The organism is Pseudomonas sp. USHLN015, from assembly GCF_037153275.1.
Taxonomy (GTDB): domain Bacteria; phylum Pseudomonadota; class Gammaproteobacteria; order Pseudomonadales; family Pseudomonadaceae; genus Metapseudomonas; species Metapseudomonas tohonis.
On the sequence record NZ_JBBCKP010000007.1, the window covers coordinates 164,973 to 189,853 of the forward strand.

Below are 24,881 nucleotides of genomic sequence, written 5' to 3' on the forward strand. Positions count from 1 at the left end.
TTTGGTGCGCGTTCAGGGGGTGTGATTGATTTTGGTCAAAGCTTGAACAATTTCCGCTATAATCCGCGCCCCTCTTTTTCCGTTGTCCCAGCAAGCGCTGTTTTCATGAAACTCATCATCAAGGTCTTCCCCGAAATCACCATCAAGAGCCGGCCGGTGCGCAAGCATTTCATCCGCCAGCTTGCGAAGAACATTCGCGTGGTGCTGCGTGATCTCGACCCGGAAGTCGAAGTGAGCGGCATCTGGGACAACCTGGAGCTGGTTACGACGCAAACCGATCCGAAGCTCCTCGCCGAGATGATCGAGCGCCTCACCTGCACCCCGGGCATCACCCACTTCCTCGAGGTCAACGAGTACCCGCTCGGCGACTTCGACGACGTGCTGGAAAAGTGCAAGCTGCACTACGCCGACCAGATCCCCGGGAAGATCTTCTCCGTGCGCTGCAAGCGCGCCGGCAAGCACACCTTCACCTCGATGGAGCTGGAGAGCCACGTGGGCAGCCGCCTGCGTCGCGAGTGCAACGCCGCCGGCATCTCGCTGAAGAACCCGGAAGTGGAAGTGCGCATCGAGGTACGCGACCAGCGCCTGTTCGTCATCCATCACCAGCACGACGGCCTCGGCGGCTACCCGCTGGGTTCGCTGGAACAGACCCTGGTGCTCATGTCCGGTGGCTTCGATTCCACCGTCGCCGCCTACCAGATGATGCGTCGTGGCCTGATGGCCCACTTCTGCTTCTTCAACCTCGGGGGCCGCGCCCACGAGCTGGGCGTGATGGAAGTGGCCCACTACCTGTGGGAGAAGTTCGGCCGGTCCCAGCGCGTGCTGTTCATCAGCGTGCCGTTCGAGGAAGTGGTGGCCGAGATCCTCGGCAAGGTCGACAACAGCCAGATGGGCGTGATCCTCAAGCGCATGATGCTGCGGGTCTCCACGCGCATGGCCGAGCAGTTGCGCATCGAGGCGCTGGTCACGGGCGAGGCCATCTCCCAGGTGTCCAGCCAGACCCTGCCGAACCTCTCGGTGATCGACTCGGCCACCGACATGCTGGTGCTGCGCCCGCTGATCGCCAGCCACAAGCAGGACATCATCGACACCGCCACCCGGATCGGCACCGCCGAGTTCGCCAAGCACATGCCCGAGTACTGCGGCGTGATCTCGGTGAACCCGACCACCCGCGCCAAGCAGAGCCGCATCGAATACGAAGAGGCGCAGTTCGACATGGCCGTGCTGGAGCGTGCCATCGAGCGTGCCCGCCTGATCCCCATCGACCGCGTGATCGAGGAACTGGGCCAGGACCTGAAGGTGGAAGAGGTGGGCGAGGCGCTGCCGGGCCAGATCGTCATCGACATCCGCCATCCCGATGCCCAGGAAGATGAACCGCTGGAGCTGCCCGGCATCGAAGTCCAGGCCCTGCCGTTCTACGCCATCAACAGCCGCTTCAAGGAACTGGACGAAAACCGCCAGTACCTCCTGTATTGCGATAAAGGCGTCATGAGCCGCCTGCATGCTCACCATCTGCTCAGCGAGGGGCATGCCAATGTGCGCGTTTATCGCCCGACCTAAACAGCCCGGGCTGTACGGCGGCAGCATCCGCCACCGCCCCCCCGACCAGTGGGCGGGCTGAATCGAACGCTTTTCATACAGGCCGCCTAGACTCAGCGGCGAACCGAATCCTCTGATCGAGATACACAAGTGATCGAAAAACTACGCAACATCGCCATCATCGCCCACGTCGACCACGGCAAGACCACCCTCGTCGACAAGCTGCTGAAGCTCTCCGGCACCCTCGACCGCAAAGAAGCGGAATCCGAGCGCGTGATGGACTCCAACGACCAGGAGAAAGAGCGCGGCATCACCATCCTGGCGAAGAACACCGCCATCAAGTGGAACGGCTACAACATCAACATCGTCGACACCCCCGGCCACGCCGACTTCGGCGGTGAGGTAGAGCGCGTGATGTCGATGGTCGACTCCGTGCTGCTGGTCGTCGACGCCCAGGACGGCCCCATGCCGCAGACCCGCTTCGTGACCCAGAAGGCCTTCAAGGCCGGCCTGCGCCCGATCGTCGTGGTCAACAAGATCGACCGTCCGGGCGCGCGCCCTGACTGGGTCATCGACCAGATCTTCGACCTGTTCGACAACCTCGGCGCCACCGACGAGCAGCTCGACTTCCCGATCGTCTACGCCAGCGCCCTGAACGGCATCGCCGGTCTCGACCACGAGAAGATGGACGACAACATGGACGCGCTGTTCCAGGCGATCATCGACCACGTCCCGGTTCCGGACGTCGACGTCGACGGCCCGTTCCAGATGCAGATCTCCCAGCTGGACTACAACAGCTTCCTCGGCGTGATCGGCATCGGCCGCATCGCCCGCGGCAAGATCAAGTCCAACACCCCGGTGGTCGCCATCAGCGACGACGGCACCAAGCGCAACGGCCGCATCCTGAAGATCATGGGTCACTCCGGCCTGCAGCGCGTCGAAGTCGCCGAAGCCGAAGCCGGCGACATCGTCTGCGTCAGCGGCATGGAAGAGCTGTTCATCTCCGACACCCTGTGCGACCCGCAGAACGTCGAAGCCCGTCCGCCCCTGACTGTCGACCAGCCGACCGTGAGCATGACCTTCCAGGTCAACGACTCGCCCTTCGCCGGCAAGGAAGGCAAGTTCGTCACCAGCCGCAACATCAAGGACCGCCTGGAGAAGGAACTGCTGCACAACGTCGCCCTGCGCGTCGAAGCGGGCGAGTCCGCCGAGAAGTTCAAGGTCTCCGGCCGCGGTGAGCTGCACCTGTCCGTACTGATCGAAACCATGCGCCGTGAAGGCTTCGAGATGGCCGTGGGCCGTCCGGAAGTGGTGATCATCGAGAAGGACGGCGAGAAGCAGGAGCCCTACGAGAACGTCACCATCGACATCGAAGAGCAGCACCAGGGCTCGGTGATGGAGCAGATGGGCCTGCGCAAGGGCGATCTGACCAACATGATCCCCGACGGCAAGGGCCGTGTGCGCCTGGAGTACACCATCCCGGCGCGTGGCCTGATCGGCTTCCGCAACAACTTCCTGACCCTGACCTCCGGCACCGGCATCCTGACCTCGACCTTCAGCCACTACGGCCCGATCAAGGCCGGCGAAGTCAGCAACCGTCAGAACGGCGTACTGGTCTCCATGGCCACCGGCACCGCCCTGACCTACTCGCTGGAAACCCTGCAGAGCCGCGGCAAGCTGTTCCTGGCCCCGGGCGACGAGATCTACGAAGGCCAGCTGGCCGGCATCAACAGCCGTGACAACGACCTGGTGATCAACCCCACCAAGGGCAAGAAGCTCGACAACATGCGCGCTTCCGGCAAGGACGAAGTCATCGCCCTGGTTCCGCCGATCAAGTTCACCCTGGAACAGGCGCTGGAATTCATCGCCGACGACGAGCTGGTGGAAGTGACGCCGAAGTCCATCCGCCTGCGCAAGAAAATGCTGAACGAGAACGACCGCAAGCGCTACGAGCGCAGCAAGGTCTGATCTTCGATCAGTAACTGAAAAGCCCCCGCCGGAGCGATCCGGCGGGGGCTTTTTATTGGGCAATCGGCAGCTCCTGCCCGGTGGACCTACAGGTGAGCCACAGCATCGTTCCTTTGCATGAGAAATTTCCCCTGGCCTCATCAGGCCAGGGCCGATAGGCCGGTCTTTGTCGAGTTGCTCTCATAGGCGCCTGTTTCGCCAGGCCCTTGCAAGGACTGCTCGCCGTGCGTCTTTCGACCTTTCTCGCGCTGTTTTCACCGCTACTTTCGATGCCCCTGGTATTGCAGGCTGCCGAGCCGCTTCCAGGCGATCGGGACCTGATCCGCGACCGCCAGGAGCGGTTGCTGGAAGAGCAGCGCAAGCGCCTGCAGGAACTGCAGCAACTGCCCGGCCGCGCCGAGCCGGTGGCCCCCAGCCAGCCCCAGGCACAGGGTCCGTGCTTCGACATCCAGCGCATCCGCCTGCAGGGCGTGCACCTGATCAGCGAGGCGCGCCAGCGCGAACTGCTCAAGCCCTTCGAACACCAGTGCCTGGACAGCGGGCGCCTCAACGACCTGCTCAAGGCCATCACCCAGCACTACATCGACCGCGGCTACGTCACCTCCCGTGCCTACCTGCCGCAGCAGGACCTGGCCGACGGCGAACTGGACGTCATCGTCGTCGAAGGTCGCCTGGAGGGCGTGGAAGGCTCGGCGATCGCCAGCGACCGCGAACTGGCCCTGGCCTCCCCGGCGCAGACCGGCGAGCCGCTGAACCTGCGGGAACTTGAGCAACTGGTGGAGCAGATCAACCGCCTGCCCTCGCGCCCCGCCGAACTGGAACTGGTGCCCGGCAGCGAAGTGGGCGGCAGCCGCGTGCAGCTCAAGGGCGAGCCCGGCAAGCCCTGGCGGGTCGGCTTCAACCGCCACAACGACGGCCAGCGCAGTACCGGCGAACAGCAGTGGGGCGCCAGCCTGGAATGGGACAGCCCCCTGGGCCTGGCCGACCAGCTCAGCCTGCGCGCCGGTGGCGACGCCGTCAGCGACCGCTGGCGCCACTCCGCCAACCAGAGCTGCGCCTACAGCCTGCCGTAGGGCTGGTGGAGCTTCAGCTACGCCTACAGCCAGAGCTACTACCGTACCCGCAACGAGAGCAGCGGATTCCCCTTCGTCACCGACGGTGAAAGCAAGACCCACCAACTGCGCGCCGACCGCGTCCTGCACCGCGACAGCGTCAGCAAGACCGGCCTCAGCCTCGGCCTCGCCCACCTGGAAACCCGCAACTACATCGAGAACGCCCTGCTGGACAGCTCCAGCCCGCGCATCACCGAAACCCAGCTGGGCTTCAACCACGGCCGCCGGCTCGGCAGCGCTTTCGTCAACCTCGACCTCGGCTGGCAACAGGGCATCGGCGCCCTGGACGCCAAGAACAGCCGCATCGACGGCAAGAGCGGCACCAACGCCCGCTACGACAAATACGGCCTCACCGCCAGCTACCTGCAGCCCTTCCAGCTGCTCGGGGAAAACCTCAGCGTCGACAGCCTCATCAACTACCAGCGCAGCGAAGACGAACTCAACAGCCCCCAGCGCATCAGCATCGGCGGCCTCAGCTCGGTGCGCGGCTTCAAGGACCAATCCCTGTCCGGCAACAGCGGCGGCTACTGGCGCAACCAACTGCGCTGGACCCGCCCCGTGGGCTGGGCACCGCTGCAGCCCTTCGTGCGCCAGTACGGCCTCGCCTTCGCCTACGACCTGGGGCAGATCCAGGGCGACCGCAACAACGCCCGCACCCATGGCCGCCTGAGCGGCAACGCCCTCGAATTCAGCGCCCGCGGCCCGAACCTGGCCGTCTCGCTCACCTTCGCGCGGTCCCTGGAGCGCCCTGACGTCATCGAACACCAGGAGCACCCGATCTACGCCCGCATCGACCTGTTCTACTGATTTCGCGTCACCCGGAGCCCCACCTCATGGACGTTCGCAGCCCCTTCTTCCAGAACATCGCCACCGTGCTCATCGGCGTCATGTTCCTCAACCCCATCGTCAGCACCGCCGCCGACCTCGCCGTGGACGCCGCTGCCGGCGGCAACACCAGCATCGGCGCCGCCGCCAACGGCGTACCTGTGGTGAACATCGCCACGCCCAATGGCAACGGCCTGTCGCACAACACATTCAGCGACTACAACGTCGGCGAGCAGGGGCTGATCCTCAACAACGCGACAGGCAAGACTCAGTCGACTCAGTTGGGGGGCTACATCCTCGGCAACGCCAACCTCAACGGGCGCGCCGCCGGCGTCATCCTCAACGAAGTCACCGGCACCAACCCCAGCCAGCTCAAGGGCTACACCGAAGTGGCCGGGCAGGGCGCCCACGTCATCGTCGCCAACCCCCACGGCATCACCTGCGACGGCTGCGGCTTCATCAACACCCCCCGCGCCACCCTCAGCACCGGCGCCCCCATGGTCGAGAACGGCGCCCTCAAGCGCTACGACGTCGACGGCGGACAGATCCGCATCGAAGGGCAGGGGCTCAACGCCAGCAACGTCGACCAGTTCGAACTGATCACCCGCAGCGCCCAGATCAACGCCGCACTGCACGCCCGGCAACTGGCAATGGTCACCGGCCGCAACGACGTCGACGCCACCACCCTCGCCGCCACCGCCAAGGCCGACGACGGCACCGACAAACCCCAACTGGCCATCGACAGCAGCGCCCTGGGCGGCATGTACGCCGGCGCCATCCGCCTCGTCGGCACCGAACAGGGCGTCGGCGTCAAACTGGCCGGCGACATGGCCGCCAGCGGCGGCGACATCCAGATCGACGCCAACGGCAAGCTGACCCTTTCCCAGGCCGCCGCCAGCCGGGATATCGCCCTCAAGGCGCAATCGATCGAACTGGGCAACAAGACCTACGCCGGCCGTAACGTCAAAGCCGAAGCGGCCCAGAGCCTGACGCTGGAAAAAGACCGGAGCCTGGCGGCCGGCGCGCAGATCGACCTGAAGGCCGAGCAGCTCGGCAACCAGGGCGTGATCGAAGCGGGGGTCAATCGCGACAACAGCCGCAATACCACGGGTGATGTGAAGCTCAGTGGCGGCTCCCTGCGTAACCAGGGCACCGTGGTGGCCAGCCGAGACCTCGAGGCCGCGCTCACCGGCACGCTGGATAACCGCGCGGGTGCCATCAGCGGCAAGGCCAACACTCGGGTGGCGGCCAAGGCGCTGGACAACCGCGACGACGGCCTGCTGCTGTCCAAGGGCAGCGTCACGGTGGATGCCGAATCACTAGACAACCGCAAGGGCGCGATTGCCGCCGACCAGTCCCTGAACGTCAAGGTCGCCCAGCGCCTGGACAACCAGGACGGCGAGCTCTCCAGCCGAGCAGTGACCACCATTGACGCCGGACAGCTGGACAACCGGGGTGGCCAGATCAGCGCAGACCGCACCCTGACCGTCAGCGCCGACGCGCTGGACAACAGTGCAAAAGGCACCTTGAGCAGCCGTGGCAGCCTGGTGGTGCAGAAGGCGGCCCTGAACAACCAGGGCGGTACCGTCGTTGCCGACCAGCGCCTGGACATCACTGGCCAGCGCCTCGACAACCGGGGGGGAGTGGTCAGCAGCAAGGGCGATGCGAGCGTTGCGGTAGAGGGTGTTCTGGACAACGCCGGGCCGGGCCGTGTCGTGGCCGAAGGCGCGCTCCAGGTCACTGCCCGCGAGCTGCGCAACAGCGCCGCCGGCCAGGTGGGGGCAAAGGGTAACGTCGAGATCAAGGTCGACACCCTTGCCCAGCAGGGCGGCGAATTGCTCAGTCAGGGCCATTTGAGCCTCGAAGCACGGCAGCTGGACAACCTCAGCGGCGGCCTGATCGCTGCCCGCCAAGGCATCGATGTGCGCGTCAGCGAGCGCCTGCGCAACAGCAGCGGAGAAATCTCCACCCAAGGCCAGGCCGACATCCGCGCCCAGGCCATAGCCGGACAAGCCCCCGCCGTACTGGACAACAGCCAGGCCGGCCTTATCTCGGCCGACCAGGGCCTGACCCTGACCGTCCAGCGCCTGCTCAACCACACCAAGGGCGTGCTGACCGCACGTGATCGGCTGGTGGTCCGGGGTGAAAGCCTGGACAACAGCGCCGGCGGCGTGGTCAACGGGCAGGGCAGCCTGGATCTCAGCCTCCAGGGCGGGCTGGTCAACCAGCAGGGCCTGATCACCAGCACCGCCGGCCTGCACCTCGAGGCCGCCAGCCTGGACTCCAGCCAGGGAGGCGAAGTGTCCTCCAAGGGTGACCTGCGCCTGAGCGTGGCTCGCCTGATCCAGCAGCAGGGGCGCCTGATCGGCGAAGCCGCCGTACACCTGGACCTGCAAGACGGCGACCTGGACAACCGCGGCGGCCTGCTCAGTGCCAAGGGGCCGCTCACCCTCGAACGCCTTGCCAGGCTGGACAACCGAGGAGGTGAGCTGTCCAGCCGCCAGGGTTACAACCTGACGGCGCAGGCCATCGACAACGGCGACCAGGGCAAGCTGATCAGCACGGGCCAGCTCGACATCGACCTGGGGCAAGGCGCGCTGCGCAATGCCGGAACCGGGCTGGTCTCCGGCTGGAAGGGGCTGACGGTCAAGGCCGGCAGCCTCGACAACCGCAGCCAGGGCACCCTGTCCAGCCGTGATGGCGACCTGCAGATCACCCTGAGCGGCGCGTTGGACAACCGCGATGCCGGTGCCCTGGTCGGCAAGGGCACGGTCTCGGTCGACGCACAGAGCCTGGACAACCGCACAGGGGGCGTCGTCTCCAGCGTGGGCGACCTGAACCTCACGCTCGCCGATACCCTCGACAACCGCACCGGCCAGATCAGCAGCCAACAGTCGGCCAGCATCCACGCCAACCGCCTGGACAACAGCGCGGGTGAGCTGACCAGCAAGGCCGCGATGACCCTCACCCTGACCGGGCAGTTGCTCAACGCGCAAAAGGCCCGCCTGGCTAGTGGCGGCCCGCTGGTGCTCCAGGCTGCCGCCCTCGACAACCGCGGGGGCAGCCTGATCAGCCAGCAGCTGATGAAGCTGACCACCGGCGACCTGAACAACGCCGGTGGCACCCTGGCAGCTCGCAATGGCCAGGGACTGCTGCTGAGCGGCGTGCTGGACAACAGCGCCGATGGCCTAGTGCACAGCCAGGAAGGTCTCATCGACCTGCAGGCGCAACGCCTCGACAACCAGGGCGGCAGCCTCAGTGGCCAGCAGGGTGTCGTCGCCAGGCTGGAGGGTGCGCTCAACAACCGCAGTGGCCGCATCGAAACCGCACAAGGCGACCTGGACCTGCACAGCGCGGGCGACCTGGACAACCACGGTGGTGTTCTCAACAGCCTGCAGGGCGGGCTTACCGTCACCAGTGGCGGAGCGTTCGACAACGCCTCGGGCACCGCCCAGGCGCAAGCCGTCACCGTCACCGCCAAGGCCCTGGACAACCAGGGTGGGCATCTATCTGCACTCAGCGGCGAAACCCGCATCGACCTGGGCACTGGCACCCTCCTGAACCAGGGGGGCGGCCTCTACGCCCACCAACTGCTGAGCGTGATCGCCGGCGATTTCGACAACCGGGCCGACAGCCGAGGCCTGGGTGGCAAGGTGGCCGCCGAGCGCATCGACTTCACCCTGTCCGGCGCCCTGCGCAACGGCAACGGCCTGCTCGAAAGCAGCAGCACCCTGCGCCTTGCCGCCGCTCGCATCGACAACCAGCACGGCCGCATGCGGGCACTGGGCCAGGCGGGGAGCACCCGGATCCTCGGCAGCGCGCTGGACAACCGCAACGGCACCCTGGAAACCGCCAACGCCGAACTGGCGCTGGACGTCGATGACCTCTACGGCACCGGCGGCAGCATCGTCCACACCGGTGCTGGGCGTTTCGGCCTCAGCGCCGCCCAGGTCATGGGCGGCGGGGGCAACCTCAGCACCCAGGGCAGGCTGAACCTCAGCGCCAGCAACTGGACCAACAGCGGCGTGCTGGAAGCGGACCAACTGGTCCTCGACATCGGCACCTTCACCCAGACCGCCAGCGGCAAGCTGGTCGCACGGCAGTCCTTCAGCGGCAGCGGGGAGAACTGGACCAACCACGGCGTGCTCGCCAGTGACGGCAGCTTCACGCTCAATCTGAGCGGCGCCTACACCGGCCAGGGACAGCTCTCCAGCCTGGGCGAGCTGACTCTGAACACGGGCAGCCTCGATATCGCCAGCAGCGCCCGGATCGCAGGGGGCGCGGCCAGCACCCTCACCGTCAGCGGACTGCTGGCCAACCAGGGACGCATCACTTCTGCCGGCAGCCTGACGGCTCGCGCCGGCAGTCTCAACAACTACGGCACCCTCGGCAGCGCCGGCCTGCTGCGCCTCGAGACGCCATCGCTGCTCAACGAAAAAGGCCTGATCTTCAGCGGCGACGACATGGCGTTGCGGGTCAAGCGCTTCACCAACCGCTATGCCGACGTGTACAGCCTGGGGGCCTTGAGCATCGCCAGCAATGACCAATTGGCACGCAGCGACTTGCTCGAGAACCTGTCCGCTACGCTGGAAAGCGCCAAGGACATGCGCTTGGCTGCAACCACCCTGCTGAACGCCAAGGACGATTTCGCCATGGAGGGCAAGCTGCTTTCGGCCCAGGCGTACCTGATCTGCGTTCAGCACTGCAAAAGCAGTTGGGGTGATAAGCGTGGCCAACTGACCCTCAATGAAGAGTGGGGGGCTGTCATCTCCAAGGACTCGCCAGCGGGCCAGATCCTGGCAGGCGCCAACCTGCAGATCGAAGGTGACCAGGTCACCAATCGCTACAGCACCCTGTCCGCCCGCAACGACATTGCCATCAAGGCCGGTGACTTGAAGAACATCGGCGCCCAGGCCATGTCCGGAAGCGTGCAGAAAGTCATCACCGCCAACCCCAAGGAATCCAACGGGGTGTATTACGGCCATCAGGCGCGTGTACAGAACTTCATGGCCCAGCACGGCACGGCTGCCACCTTCAGCGAGGCTGCCTACCTGGCCATGAAGGCGGGCTTCAGCCCGGCATACTACCTGGGGATCGATGCGCCCGTTTCCGTATCCGGAAGCGGGCAGATACTCGCACCTGCGGTGATCCAGGCTGGCGGCAATGTCACCCTCCAGGCCAGCAATAACCTGGACAACCTGCAAACCTACCCGAACACCGCCATCAACCATGGCCAGGCCCGCGGGGCGGATGTTTCGCTGAACCGAGCCGCCCAGCCCGTGGTCGTGCTGAACGCCCAATTGCCGCCCGACCTGCAGCAACGGCAGGTCAACCCGCTCACCCTGCCTGGCTTCGTCCTGCCGCAAGGTGATAACGGGTTGTTCCGCCTGAACACCCAGGCAGCCAATGACGACGGCGCCAGCCAGGCGCAAAGCCTGGCCAACAGCGGCGGCTGGCAGGTGCAGGGCAGCCAGGCTGCAGGCAGCAACCCGGTGGATACCGGCACACGAGTCCCCTCGGGGGTTGGCCAGGTCTCCCTGGGCGAGGTGCCCGTCAAGGGCCACAAGTACCTGATTGAAACCAACCCGGCTTTCGCCGATCTGGCGCGCTTCCTCAGCTCCGACTACATGCTGGGCAAGCTGGGTTATGACCCGGACCAGGCCCAGAGGCGCCTGGGCGATGGCCTGTTCGAGCAGCGGTTGATCCGCGAAGCGGTGGTGGCTCGCACCGGCCAGCGTTACCTCGCTGGCCTGACCAGCGACGAAGCCATGTTCCGCTACCTGATGGACAACGCCATCGCCAGCAAGCAGGCCCTCAACCTCGCCCTGGGCGTGAGCCTGAGTGCCGAGCAGGTCGCGGCCCTGACCCACGACATCGTGTGGATGGAAGAGCACGAAATACAGGGCGAGAAGGTCCTCGTACCGGTGCTCTACCTGGCCCAGGCACAAGGCCGCGTGGCACCTAACGGGGCCCTTATCCAGGGCCGTGATGTCACCCTCATCAGCGGCGGCAGCCTGAACAACCAGGGCACCCTGAAGGCCAGCCAGAACCTCAGCGCCAGTGCCGTCAACCTCACCAACAGCGGATCGATGCAGGCCGGCGAACGCCTGAGCCTGTTGGCCACCGAGAGCATCCGCAATGCCCAGGGCGGGATCATTGCCGGGCGGGATGTTTCGGTGAAAGCCCTAAGCGGCGACATCATCAACGAGCGCAGCGTCACCACCTTCGAGTCCGGTGGAAGCAACTACACCTACCGCAAGGACTACGTCGACGGTGCGGCGCGTATCGAAGCCCTCAACGACCTGGACCTGCGCGCAGGACGCGATGTGCAGAACGTCGGTGGCGGCCTCAGCGCGGGGCGAGACCTGCGGATCGATGCCGGGCGGGACCTACTGATCGTCTCGGCCGAGCAGCACGATCTGAGCAGCCAGAAGGACCGCAAGGGCAACAGCCGGCGCGAGCAGATTACCCAGTACGGCTCCGACGTCAGCGCTGGGCGTGACCTGACACTCTCCAGCGATCGAGACCTGGCCGTGGTAGCCAGCCGCGTGAAGGCCGGCGAGGACCTAACCGTAAAAGCCGACGGCAACGTCCTGATCGGTTCAGCCGCCAATGAGAGCCACTACGAATCCCACCGCAAGAGCCGCGGCAAGAAGGAGGACATCGAGCAGAGCCGGGTGACCCAGCAGGGCGCTGAACTCATCGCTGGCGGTGACCTGTCGGTGAAGGCAGGCGAAGACCTGAGCGTTGTCGCCAGCCAGCTCAAGGCCGGTGACGAGGCCTATCTCTACGCCGGTAAAGATCTCCAGCTGCTGGCCGCACAGGACAGCGAATACAGCCTCTACGACAAGAAGAAGAAAGGCAGCTTCGGCGCCAAGGAAACGCGCCGCGACGAAGTGACCGACGTACGCAACGTTGGCAGCCAGATCACCAGCGGAGGCGACCTGACCCTTGCCAGTGAAGGCGACCAGCTCTACCAGCGCGCCCACCTCGAAAGCGGCGGCGACCTGACTCTGGACAGTGGTGGTGCCATCACCTTCGAAGCGGTGAAGGACCTGCATCAGGAGAGCCACGAGAAGAGCAAAAGCGGCCTTGCCTGGAATTCCATGAAGGGGAAGGGCAACACCGATGAAACGGTGCTGCAAAGCCAACTGATTGTCCAAGGCGAAATCGTCATCAAAGCTGCTGATGGCCTGAAGATCGACATCAAGCACATCGATCAGAAGACCGTCAGCCAGACCATCGATGCGATGGTGACTGCTGACCCGAAACTGGCCTGGCTGAAGCAGGTCGAGCAGCGCGGCGATGTCGACTGGCGCCGGGTTAAAGAGATCCATGACTCCTTCAGGTACAGCCACTCGGGACTAGGCGTTGGCGCGCAGTTGGCGATCGCTGTCTTCATTGCAGCCGTTGTTGGACCCATGGCAATTGAAGCATTGGGCACCGTAGGCGGTAGCGCGGCTACCAGTTTGGCTACAACGGGAACGATCAGCACGGTCAACAACAAAGGTAACCTCGGGGCTGCTCTCAAGGAGACCTTCAGCGGCGACAGCCTGAAAAACGCAGCGGTTGCAGGCGTAACAGCGGGCCTGACTGAGAGCTTCTATGACGGTGTGCTGAAGACTAAAACCAACCCGGTCACCGGCAAGGTTACGGTCGACCTCAGCAGTATTGAGGGTATTGGGCGCTTTGCCGGCAACCAGGCACTACAGGCGGGCACTTCGGCAGCGTTGAACAAGGCGTTGGGCCGAGAAGTGGAGCTCAAGGATGCCTTGCAAACGGCATGGTTCAACACGATTGCAGCGGCCGCCTTCAATGCAGTGGGAGACCACACGAAGGATGTTCTGGCTGATGGGAGTCCGGGAAAAGTCGCCATCCACGCCCTTGTGGGAGGTTTGCTTAGTGAGGCAACAGGCGGTGACTTTGCAAGTGGAGCATTGGCGGCCGGAGCGAACGAGGCGCTGATCGAAGACCTCAATGCTTTGGTGAAAGGTAATGAAACCCTTCTGCAGATGGCGTCACAACTCGTAGGCATCCTTGCCGCAGGGATAACCAATGGCGATCCTGAAAATACGGCATGGGTGACCAAAAATGCGACTCAGTATAATTATTTACTACATGAAGAGATTGCTCGTGAGGCGATTGAAGAGGCCAAGGAGCGTTGCAAGTCAGACCCACTCTGCCCCAAGACTGTTGATACAGATGTAGCACTTCAGGCACTGAGGGTTATTGGAGGAAAAGATGTATCCGCTGCGCGGGCTTTAGATAAAGATGCCGTTGCGTTCGCTGGATATATGTTGCGCAGGGATAAAGACCTACGCTATGAAATATATTTCCCAGAAAGCCTTAAAGAAAATGTAGTTGATAATCTGCCGCTAGTGATCGATTTGGCCTTCCCTGATGTTTCTGGCAAGGCGAAGGTGGCAGCTAAGGTAACTAATAAAATTGGAAAGGAGACAGCAGAGGCTCTTGAAAAGAAATTCGGTGAGTCTCTGGCTAAAGATACAGCAGGACGCGCTGGAAAAGCTGGCATAAAAGAATTAACTGTTCAGCAGCAAAAATCCATACGATCTCTTGAGAAGCAAATTGCCAAGCATGAGAAGAAAATCCAAGATTTCAAAGATAATCCAACTGTAAGGTTGGGCATGGAAAATATGCCAAAGGAGGCAATTAAAATGCAGCAGCAGAGAAGGATTCAGCATCTGGAGACAGAAATTAGAACATTTAAAGATAATATAGAAAAAATAAAGCGAGGAGAGATTGAGTCATGATGGAAAAGTGCAAAAATGGCCGTATTTTACTCGTGACAGATGTTGAATATTTAGAGGAGGGATTAGGGTTTGGTTGGGTGCCGTATGTGGTTTTAATTACAGCCTACAGTAAACCCTCGGTTGAGGGTGTTGTATTGTGTAAGTTGGTTAATATGCTCTTGGGAAGAGGTGCTAAAAGCTTTATTTGTGCTGGTCCGTTTTCAGAAGCTTTGCATGATGAGATTGATAGGGTTATCTATGAGCGTTGTGAGGATTTTCATGCTGAGGAAGAGTTAGAAGTTACTACTACATATCATGATGATGAGCCTGTAGATGATGTGGTTGGCTATTTTGTCTATGGCGCCAGTATTCCAGATACTAAATCTGGTGGGCTATTGGCTATCATAGGGGAGGGTGGGCAGGAGGTGAGAGACTGTTTAAATAAGTATGTCACTAAGGGTGCCCTGAAGTAGGCTGTTGATCTTGATCGATTTCAGTTTCTGTCGGTTTTGAAAGATACAAGCCGATCAATCCTGACTAAGTAGCCTGTCCTGAATTGGCGGTTTCAGGAGTTGCAACGCGGCTAATGAATTGAAGCCGGAACATCATGCTGCATAGCCAAGCTTCTTTGCATCACTTCACCCATGGGTTTCGATCGGGCATTTGAAGGCGAAGCGTTTGCGCGCGCATGTTCAGTTGCAGCCAGTTGCTCCTGGCCGTGTCTGGACAAGTCCGTAGGGCAAGTACTGGCGGATCGTAAGGGATAGTCTGAAATAGTCCGGTAGTTCTGGCTAACTTCAGCACCTGCCGTTTTTGAAGAAAGGAAGTCGATCCAAACGACCTAATCACCCGCTCAAGAAATGGGACAGACGATCCTTACCAAACGGACAAAGACCGTTGATCATCTAATGAATCAAGGTGGGCAAGCTGTAAAGGGTTTTTATGGGAGGGTTGATGGGTATGATGTTGTAATTTTCGTAGCGAAGGAACCTCGAGGAAAAATAGCGGCTGGGGATATAGCGACAGCCATCAAGCCGTCAGTTGATAATCGGAGCTAGGGATGGTCTAGATCGCTTGAGCAACGGCTACACTTCCATTGAGGGCCAGAAGGCCATCGACTCATTCAGGCCGGGAACGCATCCTGGTGACGAGAGTCTGGCTGGCAGCATTGGTGAGTTTGTAGTATCTGCAGCAGCTGATCTGGTGCTGGAGCGTGTGGGTGGCAAGGCTCTCGAGCGGGTCGCCAAGGCAGTGGATGGAAAGCTGAATGCTTCCAAAGTGGCTTCTGGTGCGGCGGGCGATGGTACAAAAGCAACTGCATCTTTCGGTGAAGTTAAGACGGTTCTTGAGTCTGCCCAAGCCCCTTACAAGGGCAGCACGGTAATCGGACACGCCCTATCTAAGCATGCCGGTAGGAATCCAGATGTCTGGGGAAAACTACAGGGTCAATGAGCACTTGGAACGATCAGGCGATGAAGCACTTGCGGGAAATTGTCCGAGCCCCTGGGGGATTCAAACAGGTTACAACAGATAAAGGGCTTACCTTTATGGAGAAGTGGCTGCCTGATGGTCGAGGTGTTCGGCTAAATATGGATGGAACTTTCAAAGGCTTTGTTGATTGATTATTTATGTCTGAGTCCTATGAGGTTGTTCTTCAGCAAATTGCAGCTGGCGACTTATTTATGTTGCTGAAGTTGATAGAGGCGGAGTCCCAAGAGCTCTCTAATTTGGCTGCTTCTGAAGATTTTGGAAAAATTGACATTGCAGGGATTAATAAGGCCTTAATTGACGCATTTTTTGCCTATGAGGGTGATGTTTGCCTTACGGGAAAGCTACGTGGATTCAAGATTTCGGAGGCGGTATGCCTTCCGTTGGTTCTGTTGAGGGTGATTAAGTACAAGGGCGAAGTGGATGTTGAGCTTTCTTTCAATGAAATCCCGTCGCTTGATATTGGCCGCATAATGCTTGCTATGCAAGTGTATGCAGATGGTCTATCAAAGAGATTCGATATAAAAGAATTTTACGGTGGACTTGAGCCGGCAGCGGACATTGATACTAGATATTTTACCGGCGGTGCTTTAGGGGGGCTTGACTGATGGAAAAGGAGGTGGATTTTACCTGATCGTCTAAGCGGGGATTTTCAGAGGGAATAAGAGTGGCTTCATTAAAAAGTGGGGCGCTTCTTGTTGTTTTCCTAGGTTCGAATTTCAAGAGGGGCAAATCGCAAAACAGTATCATCAGCTGCGCAGTATTCTTGGCCAATCCACGTAAACGAGGATGCACCATAGTAGAAAGGGGGCATATGTATGGGACGGCCACATAGGTAAAAACGAGTTCAGTAACATGCGTGGCGCTAAATTACCGAAGCCCGTCCGCCTGTACTACTAATTCGCCATGGTTTGGCTGACCTCCAGTTGGTAACTGAGCGGGCCCCTGCCGGAGCGAGCCGGCGTTTTTACTGAGGGGTTTCGCACTCGAGTGGAGCCTGCATAAGGAGAGACACATGAAAATGACTTCGTTGGCCTGCCTGTCGGGCTTCGTGTTGCTGGTCCAGGGATGCGCTTTGTCCCGTGAGATCGACACCCGCCATCTCACTCGCTTCGACGAGTACCACGCCAACCTCGAGATCGCCGGCCAGCGCTACACGCTGGATGCCTACATCGTGATGTTCCAGAAGCCCTTCTATATCACCGTGGAGCGGGATGACCGCCACCCCATGCCGATCGATGAGGCGGCGCGCGCAGCGCAGGAGTACATCAAGCCTCGGGGATGCACGGAACCGCTCGTCCGTCGTGCCGATCTGGACCGCAGCAACGCTGACAAGACCCAGTGGATGATCGGCATCGAGTGCTGATGCCGCAGGGGGGCGTGAGCCTGGTCAGGTTCATCCCTGAAGCCGACACCGACGGTGATGAAGACGTACTTGGAAGCTGGGTCCGGTTCACCACCGTGCGATGAGGCCGCCGCCGAATAGGGGCGACCTTTCTCTACCCTGCGTCCGAGGCACCGGCAAACCCAGCGATACCCCTGCCCATCAGGCAGGGGCAACGGCTCAGAAGGCGCGCACCACTTGGGCCCAGACCCGCGGCGTGCGTTCCACGTCGCTCTCGGCTTCGGCGTTGCCCAGCTTCCAGGCCGCCACGGCGTTGACCTGCCAGCCATGGGCCGCCCACAGCGCGCCGAAGCCGGCACCGGAGAGGCTGCGGTGGTTGTCGTCCGAGGTCCAGGTGTCCTTGTTCAGGCGCACTTCGCCGTGGTCGACGAAGGTGGACAGCTGCCAGGCCTCGGTGAGGGCGTAGCGCAGCTCGACGTTGGCCAGCCAGCCCTGGTCGCCGGAGGCCTCGCCCTGGGGGTAGGCGCGCACGCCATAGGCGCCGCCCAGGTAAAGCTTCTCGGAGCTGTCCAGGTTGCCGTCGGCCCACTGGCCCTGGAGCTGGGTGTAGAGGCTGAGGCGGCCGCTGAGGCGCTGCAGGCGCACCAGGCTGGGGTTGAGCTTGTGGAAGCGTCCACGGGTGCCGGCGGTGGCGTCGTCGGCGCGCTGGGCCTGGGTGCCGTCGAGGGTCAGGCTGCCCTGGCTCCAGCCGAGGGCGAAGCTGTTGACCCCACCGCCGAGCAGGTCGTCACGGCTGTTGCCGTTGAGGGTCAGGGTGACGACGCGGGCGTGCTTGTCGCTCTTCTCGTCGAACAGGTCGATGTCGTCCTTCAGGCGCTTGTCGTCGAACTGCAGCTGGGTGAACAGGCTGAAGTCCCGCGAGCGCACCAGCGGCTGGATGGCGTAGACGCTGGCGATGCGCGCGTTGCCGTGGGCGCGCAGGTCGTCGAAGTCCTTGCCCAGCTCGTAGTCCATGTCCGAGTACGCGACGCCGAACTGGGTGGCCCAGGGGCCGAGCGGCAACTGGTAGGCCACGCGGCCGTAGTGCTGGTCCTGGTCGCTGCCCATGGCCCGCAGGCTGAGACGGTCGCCGAGGTTGAGCGGGTTGTTCAGGTTCAGGGTGCCGCCCAGTCGGTACTGGCCGACGAAGCGGTTGCCGTAGTTGTCCATGTCCACCGAGCCGGTGACCAGGGGCGCTTGCTGCAGGCCCACCAGCAGGTCGGTGGTGCCGGTGCTGGCACCGGGTCGCAGGGTGGACTTCACCTCCACGCCGGGGGTGTCCTGCAGCAACAGCAGGCTGCGTTCCAGCGGCTGGCCCTGTACGGCGTCGCCGGCCTTCAGCGCGGACAGCGGCGCCAGGGCGCTGCCGCCCAGGCCCACCGGGTTGTCCACCTTGATCTCGCCGTAGCGCCCTTCCAGCACGGCGATCTTCACCACGCCGCCCTCGATCTCCTGGGCCGGCAGGTAGGCGCGCGCCAGGGGGTAGCCCTGCTCGCGGTAACGCCGGGTGATGCGGTTGGCGGCGGCCTGCAGCTGGCCGACGCTGAGTTCCTTGCCGGGCAGGTCCGCCAGCAGGTCCAGCAGCTCCTCGCTGCCCAGCGCGCTGTTGCCTTCCAGGGTGAAGCCGTTGACCTGCAGGCGCGGGCCGGCGTCCGCCGCCGGGTCGGCGGGCGCGTCCGGCAGGTTGAGCGGCAGGGACTGCCGGGGGCTGAGCTGCAGGGGTTGCTGGTCGAGGCCCTGCTGCACCTGGCCGGCATCCGGCGCGGTGGCGGCGGAGACGGACAGGCTGATCAGTGAGGCGGCAAGGCCGGCCAGCACGGGTGTCGAACGCATCTTCAGATTCCTTCGGGAAGACGAATGCCGTTGTTGACGAGGTTGAGCTGCGCGCCGAACTCGGCCGGTGCGAAGAGTGCCGGGGTGGCCACCACCAGGGGCCGTTCGGTTTCATTGCCAGGCTGTTTGCCGGTCATCTGCGCCACCTGCACGCGCGGATCGCTGACGGTGCTGGAAGGCAGGGTCCCGGTGACGGTGAGCAGGCCGTCGACATAGCTGATGTCGTAGTTGGCCAGGCCACTGCCCAGGGCGTTGCTGGCGACGATGGCGTAGTTGCCGGCCGCAGCCCCTGCCCCGGCACCGCTGCTGGCCAGGCTGACACCGCTGACCTGGTCCCCCGCCACCAGCCCGGCGGTGGTGAAGCCGCTGAGGTTCGCCACCTGGCCGGCGGTCTTGCTGGCGTCGCTGGCGGTGATGGTCAGCGCGGCCTTGTCGATGGCCAGTGTGCCGTTGCCGTAGGTGATGTCGTAGTTGCTCAGTCCGGTGCCCTGGGCGTTGCTGGCAACGATGGCGTAATTACCGACGCCAGCATTGAAGACGGAGCCCAGGCTGGTGAGGTCCACGCCACTGACCTGGTCGCCCGCTACCAGGCCCGAGGTGGTAAAGCCGCTCAGCGAGGCAGTCTGGCCGTAGGTCTTGCTAGCGTTGCTGGCGGTGATGGTCAGCGCGGCCTTGTCGATGGTCAGGGTGCCGGCGAGCATCTCGATGTCATAGCCGAACTGGCTGGAATAGAGCCCGCTCGCGCGCAGGTTGGCGCCGCTGTAGGTGCCGGCGTTGGCGCTGTTGGCGGTGTAGAGGGCGCTGCCGGAAACCAGGGCCGGGTCGTAGCCGATGGGGTACACCAGGGCGCCGGTGCTGCTGGTGGCGCTGCCGTCGTAGGTCTTGCTGGCGTTGCCGACGTTGACGCTGAGGGCGGTCATGAAGCTGCGCAGCAGCGGCGCGCTGTGGCCTTCGTACATGCGCCAGGTGGCGCCCGTGCCACCGGCATCATCGATGCTCCAGCCGGCCGCCACGAAGGGCGCCAGGCTGGTGAGCTGAGCGCTGGTCAACCCGGAGATGCCGCTGCCATTGCCGGCCCCGGCGCCCTGGGCCAGGCCGCTGGTGGTGGTGTTCCAGAAGCTGCCGGTGGCGGTGCCGACATTGCTGCCCACCAGGCCGCCGACCGCGCCGACGCTGGAGCTGGCCGTGCCCGTGGAATAGACACGCAGCAGGCTGCCGTCGTTGAACCCGACCAGGCCGCCTGCCGTGGCGCTGCCCTGGGCGCTGCCGGTGGCGTAGCTGTCGCGGAGGGTGCCGGTGCTGGCGTTGCTGCCGGCCAGGCCGCCGCCATTGAGGCCGCCGCTGGCGCTGCCCGTGGCCAGGGACTCGCTGATTGTGCCGGCGTTGGTGCCGACCAAGGCGCCGACGTTGCCCGTACCGGTGACGGCGGTGTCGCTGCTGACCCGCTCGACCACCCCGGCGGCGGCGTTGTAGCCCACCAGGGCGCCGGCGTAGGTGCCGCCGGCCACGCTGCCACCCACCAGGTTGAGGTTGCCGACGTAGCCGGCGTTGTAGCCGAACAGGCCGCTGTAGGTACTGCCGGGACGGTTGATGGCCAGGCCGCCGATGCGATGTCCCTGCCCGTCGAACCGGCCGATGAAGGGGTTGGCCAGGCTGCCGATGGAGAGGAAGCCGGTGCCGCTGTTCCACAGTGCGCTGCTGGAGGCATTGATGTCGTTCGCCAGGACGAAGCGGCTGCCCGCCAGGCTGGTGGAGGCCAGGCCCTGCAGGCCGTAGACATCGGTGATGCGGTACGGCGTGGCGAGGCTGCCGTCACCGCCCAGGGCGCGCACGAAGGTGGCACCGGGGCTGAGGCGGAAGTCGGTGACGCTGAAGCTGGGCAGGCTGGCGGCCACCTGGCTCCAGGTGCCGCCGGTGAGATTCAGCACGCCGAGGTCGACGCCCCCGTTGCTGGTCACGGAACCGGTGGCGGACAGGGTCAGGCTGCCGTTGGCGGCGCCGATGCCATCCCCCAGCACGACGTTGCCGCCATTGCTGGTGCTGAGGGTCAGCGCGGCGTTATCGCCCCAGGTCAGGCGGTCGGCCACGTTGAGATTGCCGCCTGCCGACAGCTGGCGGGTGCCGCTGACACTGAAGCTGCCGCCACTGTCGAGGCTCAGCAGGCCGCCGGAACCGAAGTGGAGGTCCAGGGCATAGTTGGCAGCGCTGGCAGACAGGTACAGGCCATAGCCGCTGCTGGTCAGGGCGAAGAAGTTAGCGAGCCCGAAGAAGTCAACGTCGCTGTCGGCATAGCTGCCTCGGGTGACCAGGTAGCGGTTGCGGGTGGCCGAGAGGCTGGCCTGACCGGTGACCAGGCGCGCGGCGGAACCGTAGACATCCAGCCCCTGGACCCCATTGGTGCCGATCACATCGCTGAAGGCCGCACCCGTCGTGGCGTTGCCATCCAGGTAGGCGATGGCGCCATTGGCATTCAGACCGCTGGCGTCGCTGAGGATGTAGTAGTAGCCGTCCGCCCCGCTGCTGGCGCTGCCGATGGCCGCGTTGCCGGAGATGGCCGTCAGGGTGGCGCCCGCCAGGGCAATGCTGCCGGCGTCACTGAAGACGCGACCACTGACGGCGATGGGTGTGCTGCTGTAGCGCCAGGTGAAGTAGGGGTAGAGGTTGGCGCCAGTGCCCCAGATGGACGACGAGAAGCCGGACGGCAGCCCGCCCTGGAGCTGCGCGGTGGTACGCCCGGTCATGCCGCCCGACAGCCCACCGGCAGTGCCTTGCAGCTGGCCGCTGGTCTGGGTGTTCCAGTACGAGTTGCTGATGGCGCCGTTGGTACCGTTGTTGTAGCCGGTGAAGCCGCCAACCTGGGCAGGGCCGGTGACGTAGCCGGTGGAATAGCTGTTGCCGATGGTGCCGTTGACGAAGTTGACCCCGGCGAAGCCGCCGATGTTGCTGGCGGAACCCTGTCCGATCACCGCGCCGGTGGCATAGGAGTCGGTGATGCTGCCTTCGTTGTGGCCGACGAAGCCGCCGACCGGCCCCGAGGACGCCCTCACCGTGCCGGTGGCGTAGGACTGGCTGATGGAGCCGCCATCGCCGCTGTAGCCGTTGGCGCCCACCAGGCCACCGACGTAGCCGAGGTTTGCGGTCGTGTTGGTGCCGGTGACGTTGCCGGTGGCATAGGAGCGGGTGATGCTGCCGCCGTTGACATTGAAGCCGACCAGGCCACCGACCTGGTAGCCGGCCCCGGTGACATTGCCGGTGGCGGAGGCATCGGCGATGGCGCCGCCGTCGTTGGTGCCCACCAGCCCGCCGGTGTTGGCCTCGCCAGTGCTGGTACCGCTTATGGTGGTGCTGGCCGATACGTTGCCCAGGGTACCCCCTTGCATGTACCCGACCAGGGCACCGACGCCGTCGTTGCCGGTGACGCTGCCGCCCAGCAGTTTCACGTTGGCCAGGGTCGCATTGGAGGTGTAGCCGAACAGGCCGACGTAGTTGGTGGCCGCACGGTTGATGGCCAGGCCGCTGATGCTGCGGCCCTGCCCGTTGAAGCTGCCGGTGAACTGCTGGGCGTTGTTGCCGATCGGGCGCAAGCCCGACGCTCCCCACACCTCGCTGTAGTAGCCGCCGCTGGCGGCCATGGCGCTGGCCAGGCTCAGGTCGGTGCCCAGGCTGTAGTTGGCGGTCAGGTCCAGCCCCATCAGTTGCAGGGCGTGGGGGGTGAAGATCGTCGTGGAATATTCGTTGCGCAGCATCGGCCGGGTATCGCCTTCGAACATCACCCAGGTGTTGGTGAAGTCGAAACCGGCGTAGGTGGACTGGTTGCGCACGCCACTGGACAGGCCGGTGCCGCCGCCCAGGGAGGTGGACTGGCCGGTGCTGTTGATGTCCCAGTAGCTGGTGTTGACGGTGATGGTCGGCAGGAAGCCGCCGCCGATCAGGCCGCCCGTGGTGGTGTAGCCGGTGACCTTGCCGCTGGCGTAGGTGTTGGTCAGCGTCGCGCTGCCGCTCACCTCGCCGAGCAGCCCGCCCGCAAACGCACCGGTGTTGCTGACGGTGGCAGTGACCGAGCCGGTGGCGTAGGAGTCGGCTACGGCGATGTTCTGCACGTTGCCCACCAGCCCACCCACCACGGCCAGGCCGACCACATCGCCGGCGGAGGACGAATAGCGGATGGAGCCGTTGTTCACCGAGCCGGCCAGGCCCCCGACGAAGACGCCGGCGCCGACTACGCTGCCGGTCAGGTGGACGTTGTTGAGGTTGCCGCCGAGGGTGGCAGCGACACCGCCGACGTTCTGCTGACCGATGATGCGGGCGTTGGACAGGGTCAGGTCACGGACGTTACCGCTCACCGTGCGGAACAGCCCGACGTCGTTCTCCAGCCCGCGGTTGATGGTCAGCTTGTCGATGCTGTGGCCAAGCCCGGCGAAGTTGGCGCTCACCCCGTCCAGCGGGTTGAAGCCGGCGCCACCGTTCCAGCCGGCGGTGGCGCTGGCGTCGATGTCGTTGCCCAGGGCATAGAAGCCGCTGCTGTTGATGCCCTGCAGGGCGCTGATGTCATGGATCAGCGTGTAGCCGGTGCCCGCCAGGCTGAGGCTGGCATTGCTGCCGGACAGGGTCACGCGGGCGCCCTTGTTCAGGCTGTAGCTGCCGCTGTAGGACATGGACAGCCCGGCGTTGTTGCCGGTGGCGGTGATGTCCTTGTTGATGATGATGCTGCCGGCGGCGTTGAGCGCCAGCACAGTGTTGGCGCTCCAGCTGATGGGCGCATCCACGGTGATGTTGCCGGCCTGGCTGCCGCCGACGCCGGTGGTCACCGTCACACCGGTGCTGGCCAGGGCGTTGGTGAGGGTGGTGACGTTGAGCACGCTGTCGTTGGCGTTGCCGTTGAAGCCGCCCATGCCGGAGCTGGGGGCGTTGGAAATGGTCACGTTGTAGGGGTCGATCAGCCATTCGCCGGTCTTGCCCTTGGGGGCCAGTGTGGTGACCTTCACGTCGTCGGCGATCTGCACGCGGGCACCGCTGGTCTCGATGAAACCGCCGTTGCCGCCGTTCGGGGCGCTGGCGTCGAGGGTGCCGGCCACCTTGACCACGCCGCCGTCGAAGTCGCCCATGAGCATGATCTTGCCGTTCTTCTGGCCCAGGGTGCGGGCCTCGATGACGCCGGTGTTGTTGACCACGGTCTTGAGCAGCGCATCGCCCGCGTCGGCGGTGAGCAGCACCTTGCCGCCGTCGGCGCGGATCAGCTTGTGGTTCTCCACCAGCGCATCCGCCGCCGCCTCGTCCACCTGGACCTTGAGCAGGCCGTCGCCGGCGAAGTCCAGGGTCATGGCGTTGCCGGCCGCCAGGGCCACGCTGCCCTGCTGGGCGACGATCACCCCCTGGTTGCTCACGGTGCCCCCCAGCAGCGCCACCGCGCCGCCATCGGCTGCGGTGATCGTGCCCTGGTTGACCACGGCCGCCGGCGTGCCGTCGCCCTTGAAGCGGTAGTGGCCGCGTTCGAAATCCTGCGGGTCGATGTCCAGGGTCGAGGCCACCAGGCCGCCGACCTGGACCTGGGCACCGCTGCCGAACAGCACGCCGTTGGGGTTGATCAGGAAGACCCGGCCGTTGGCATCCAGCTGGCCCATGATCTTCGATCCGTCGCTGCCCACCACGCGATTGAGGGCGATGGCGTCACTGCCGGGCTGGTTGAAGGTCACGCGCTTGCCGGCGCCGATGTCGAAGCTCTGCCAGTTGATCGCCAGCTTGTTGCTGGACTGGTCGATGACCATCTGCTGGGCGTTGGGCTGGCTGATGGCGCCGCTGCCGGAGACCACCTGGCCGCCGGTGGGCAGGTCCGCCGCCAGCGCCGCGACCGGAGCCAGCAGCGCGCACGCAAGGACCGCACCCGACCCCGCCTTGCGCCGCCGGGCATGCTCATCGGCGACACACCAGGCACGCAGACGGGGATTCCAGACCAGCGAGAAGGCTCGATTCATGACAGCAGTC

At 63.8% G+C, this 24,881-nt stretch carries 9 protein-coding genes and 2 pseudogenes; 8 read left to right on the forward strand and 3 right to left on the reverse strand.

Features of this window, described 5'->3' with window-relative positions:
• The first annotated feature begins 105 nt into the window (after positions 1–105).
• The 5 genes and pseudogenes from thiI (at position 106) to WFQ67_RS15945 (ending at position 14,667) form a co-directional block, all read left to right on the forward strand.
• Entirely contained in the window at positions 106–1,560 is a 1,455-nt protein-coding gene (thiI, locus tag WFQ67_RS15925; protein ID WP_337057457.1) for a tRNA uracil 4-sulfurtransferase ThiI, read from the forward strand.
• 129 nt (positions 1,561–1,689) lie between these two features.
• Entirely contained in the window at positions 1,690–3,507 is a 1,818-nt protein-coding gene (gene typA / locus WFQ67_RS15930; RefSeq protein ID WP_111264267.1) for a translational GTPase TypA, read from the forward strand.
• A 269-nt stretch (positions 3,508–3,776) separates the two neighbouring features.
• Positions 3,777–5,426 (forward strand): annotated as a pseudogene (locus WFQ67_RS15935) (ShlB/FhaC/HecB family hemolysin secretion/activation protein).
• A 26-nt stretch (positions 5,427–5,452) separates the two neighbouring features.
• Positions 5,453–14,215, forward strand: a complete 8,763-nt coding sequence (locus tag WFQ67_RS15940) for a two-partner secretion domain-containing protein (RefSeq protein ID WP_442969593.1) — start codon at positions 5,453–5,455, stop codon at positions 14,213–14,215.
• Positions 14,212–14,667, forward strand: coding sequence for a DUF7684 family protein (locus tag WFQ67_RS15945; RefSeq protein ID WP_337057458.1), 456 nt, complete (start codon positions 14,212–14,214; stop codon positions 14,665–14,667). Before WFQ67_RS15940 ends, WFQ67_RS15945 begins: the two co-directional genes overlap by 4 nt.
• A gap of 110 nt (positions 14,668–14,777) precedes the next feature.
• Here the strand turns inward: WFQ67_RS15945 and WFQ67_RS30405 are convergent.
• A pseudogene (locus tag WFQ67_RS30405) lies at positions 14,778–14,930 on the reverse strand (IS30 family transposase); the annotation flags it as partial.
• A gap of 338 nt (positions 14,931–15,268) precedes the next feature.
• Between WFQ67_RS30405 and WFQ67_RS15950 the strand changes: the two are divergent.
• The 3 genes from WFQ67_RS15950 to WFQ67_RS15960 all read left to right on the forward strand — a co-directional run bounded on the left by WFQ67_RS15950 (position 15,269) and on the right by WFQ67_RS15960 (position 17,048).
• Entirely contained in the window at positions 15,269–15,646 is a 378-nt protein-coding gene (locus WFQ67_RS15950) for a hypothetical protein (RefSeq protein ID WP_213626832.1), read from the forward strand.
• A 176-nt stretch (positions 15,647–15,822) separates the two neighbouring features.
• The gene (locus WFQ67_RS15955) at positions 15,823–16,290 is read left to right on the forward strand and encodes a hypothetical protein (RefSeq protein WP_337057459.1); all 468 of its coding nucleotides are present in this window, start codon (positions 15,823–15,825) and stop codon (positions 16,288–16,290) included.
• Between the two features lie 407 nt (positions 16,291–16,697).
• Positions 16,698–17,048, forward strand: a complete 351-nt coding sequence (locus WFQ67_RS15960; protein ID WP_337057462.1) for a hypothetical protein — start codon at positions 16,698–16,700, stop codon at positions 17,046–17,048.
• A 198-nt stretch (positions 17,049–17,246) separates the two neighbouring features.
• Here the strand turns inward: WFQ67_RS15960 and WFQ67_RS15965 are convergent, their stop codons facing one another.
• The gene (locus WFQ67_RS15965; RefSeq protein ID WP_337057464.1) at positions 17,247–18,899 is read right to left on the reverse strand and encodes a ShlB/FhaC/HecB family hemolysin secretion/activation protein; all 1,653 of its coding nucleotides are present in this window, start codon (positions 18,897–18,899) and stop codon (positions 17,247–17,249) included.
• Between the two features lie 2 nt (positions 18,900–18,901).
• Positions 18,902–24,871 (reverse strand): two-partner secretion domain-containing protein, encoded by a 5,970-nt coding sequence (locus tag WFQ67_RS15970; protein WP_337057465.1) that lies wholly within the window; start codon positions 24,869–24,871, stop codon positions 18,902–18,904.
• Positions 24,872–24,881 lie beyond the last annotated feature (10 nt).

Excerpts from the sequence above, each read along its gene's own strand:
- thiI (WP_337057457.1), top strand. The coding sequence starts at position 106 with ATGAAACTCATCATCAAGGTCTTCCCCGAAATCACCATCAAGAGCCGG.
- WFQ67_RS15940 (WP_442969593.1), top strand. The coding sequence starts at position 5,453 with ATGGACGTTCGCAGCCCCTTCTTCCAGAACATCGCCACCGTGCTCATC.
- WFQ67_RS15945 (WP_337057458.1), top strand. The coding sequence starts at position 14,212 with ATGATGGAAAAGTGCAAAAATGGCCGTATTTTACTCGTGACAGATGTT.
- WFQ67_RS15955 (WP_337057459.1), top strand. The coding sequence starts at position 15,823 with ATGTCTGAGTCCTATGAGGTTGTTCTTCAGCAAATTGCAGCTGGCGAC.
- WFQ67_RS15960 (WP_337057462.1), top strand. The coding sequence starts at position 16,698 with ATGAAAATGACTTCGTTGGCCTGCCTGTCGGGCTTCGTGTTGCTGGTC.
- WFQ67_RS15965 (WP_337057464.1), bottom strand. The coding sequence starts at position 18,899 with ATGCGTTCGACACCCGTGCTGGCCGGCCTTGCCGCCTCACTGATCAGC.
- WFQ67_RS15970 (WP_337057465.1), bottom strand. The coding sequence starts at position 24,871 with ATGAATCGAGCCTTCTCGCTGGTCTGGAATCCCCGTCTGCGTGCCTGG.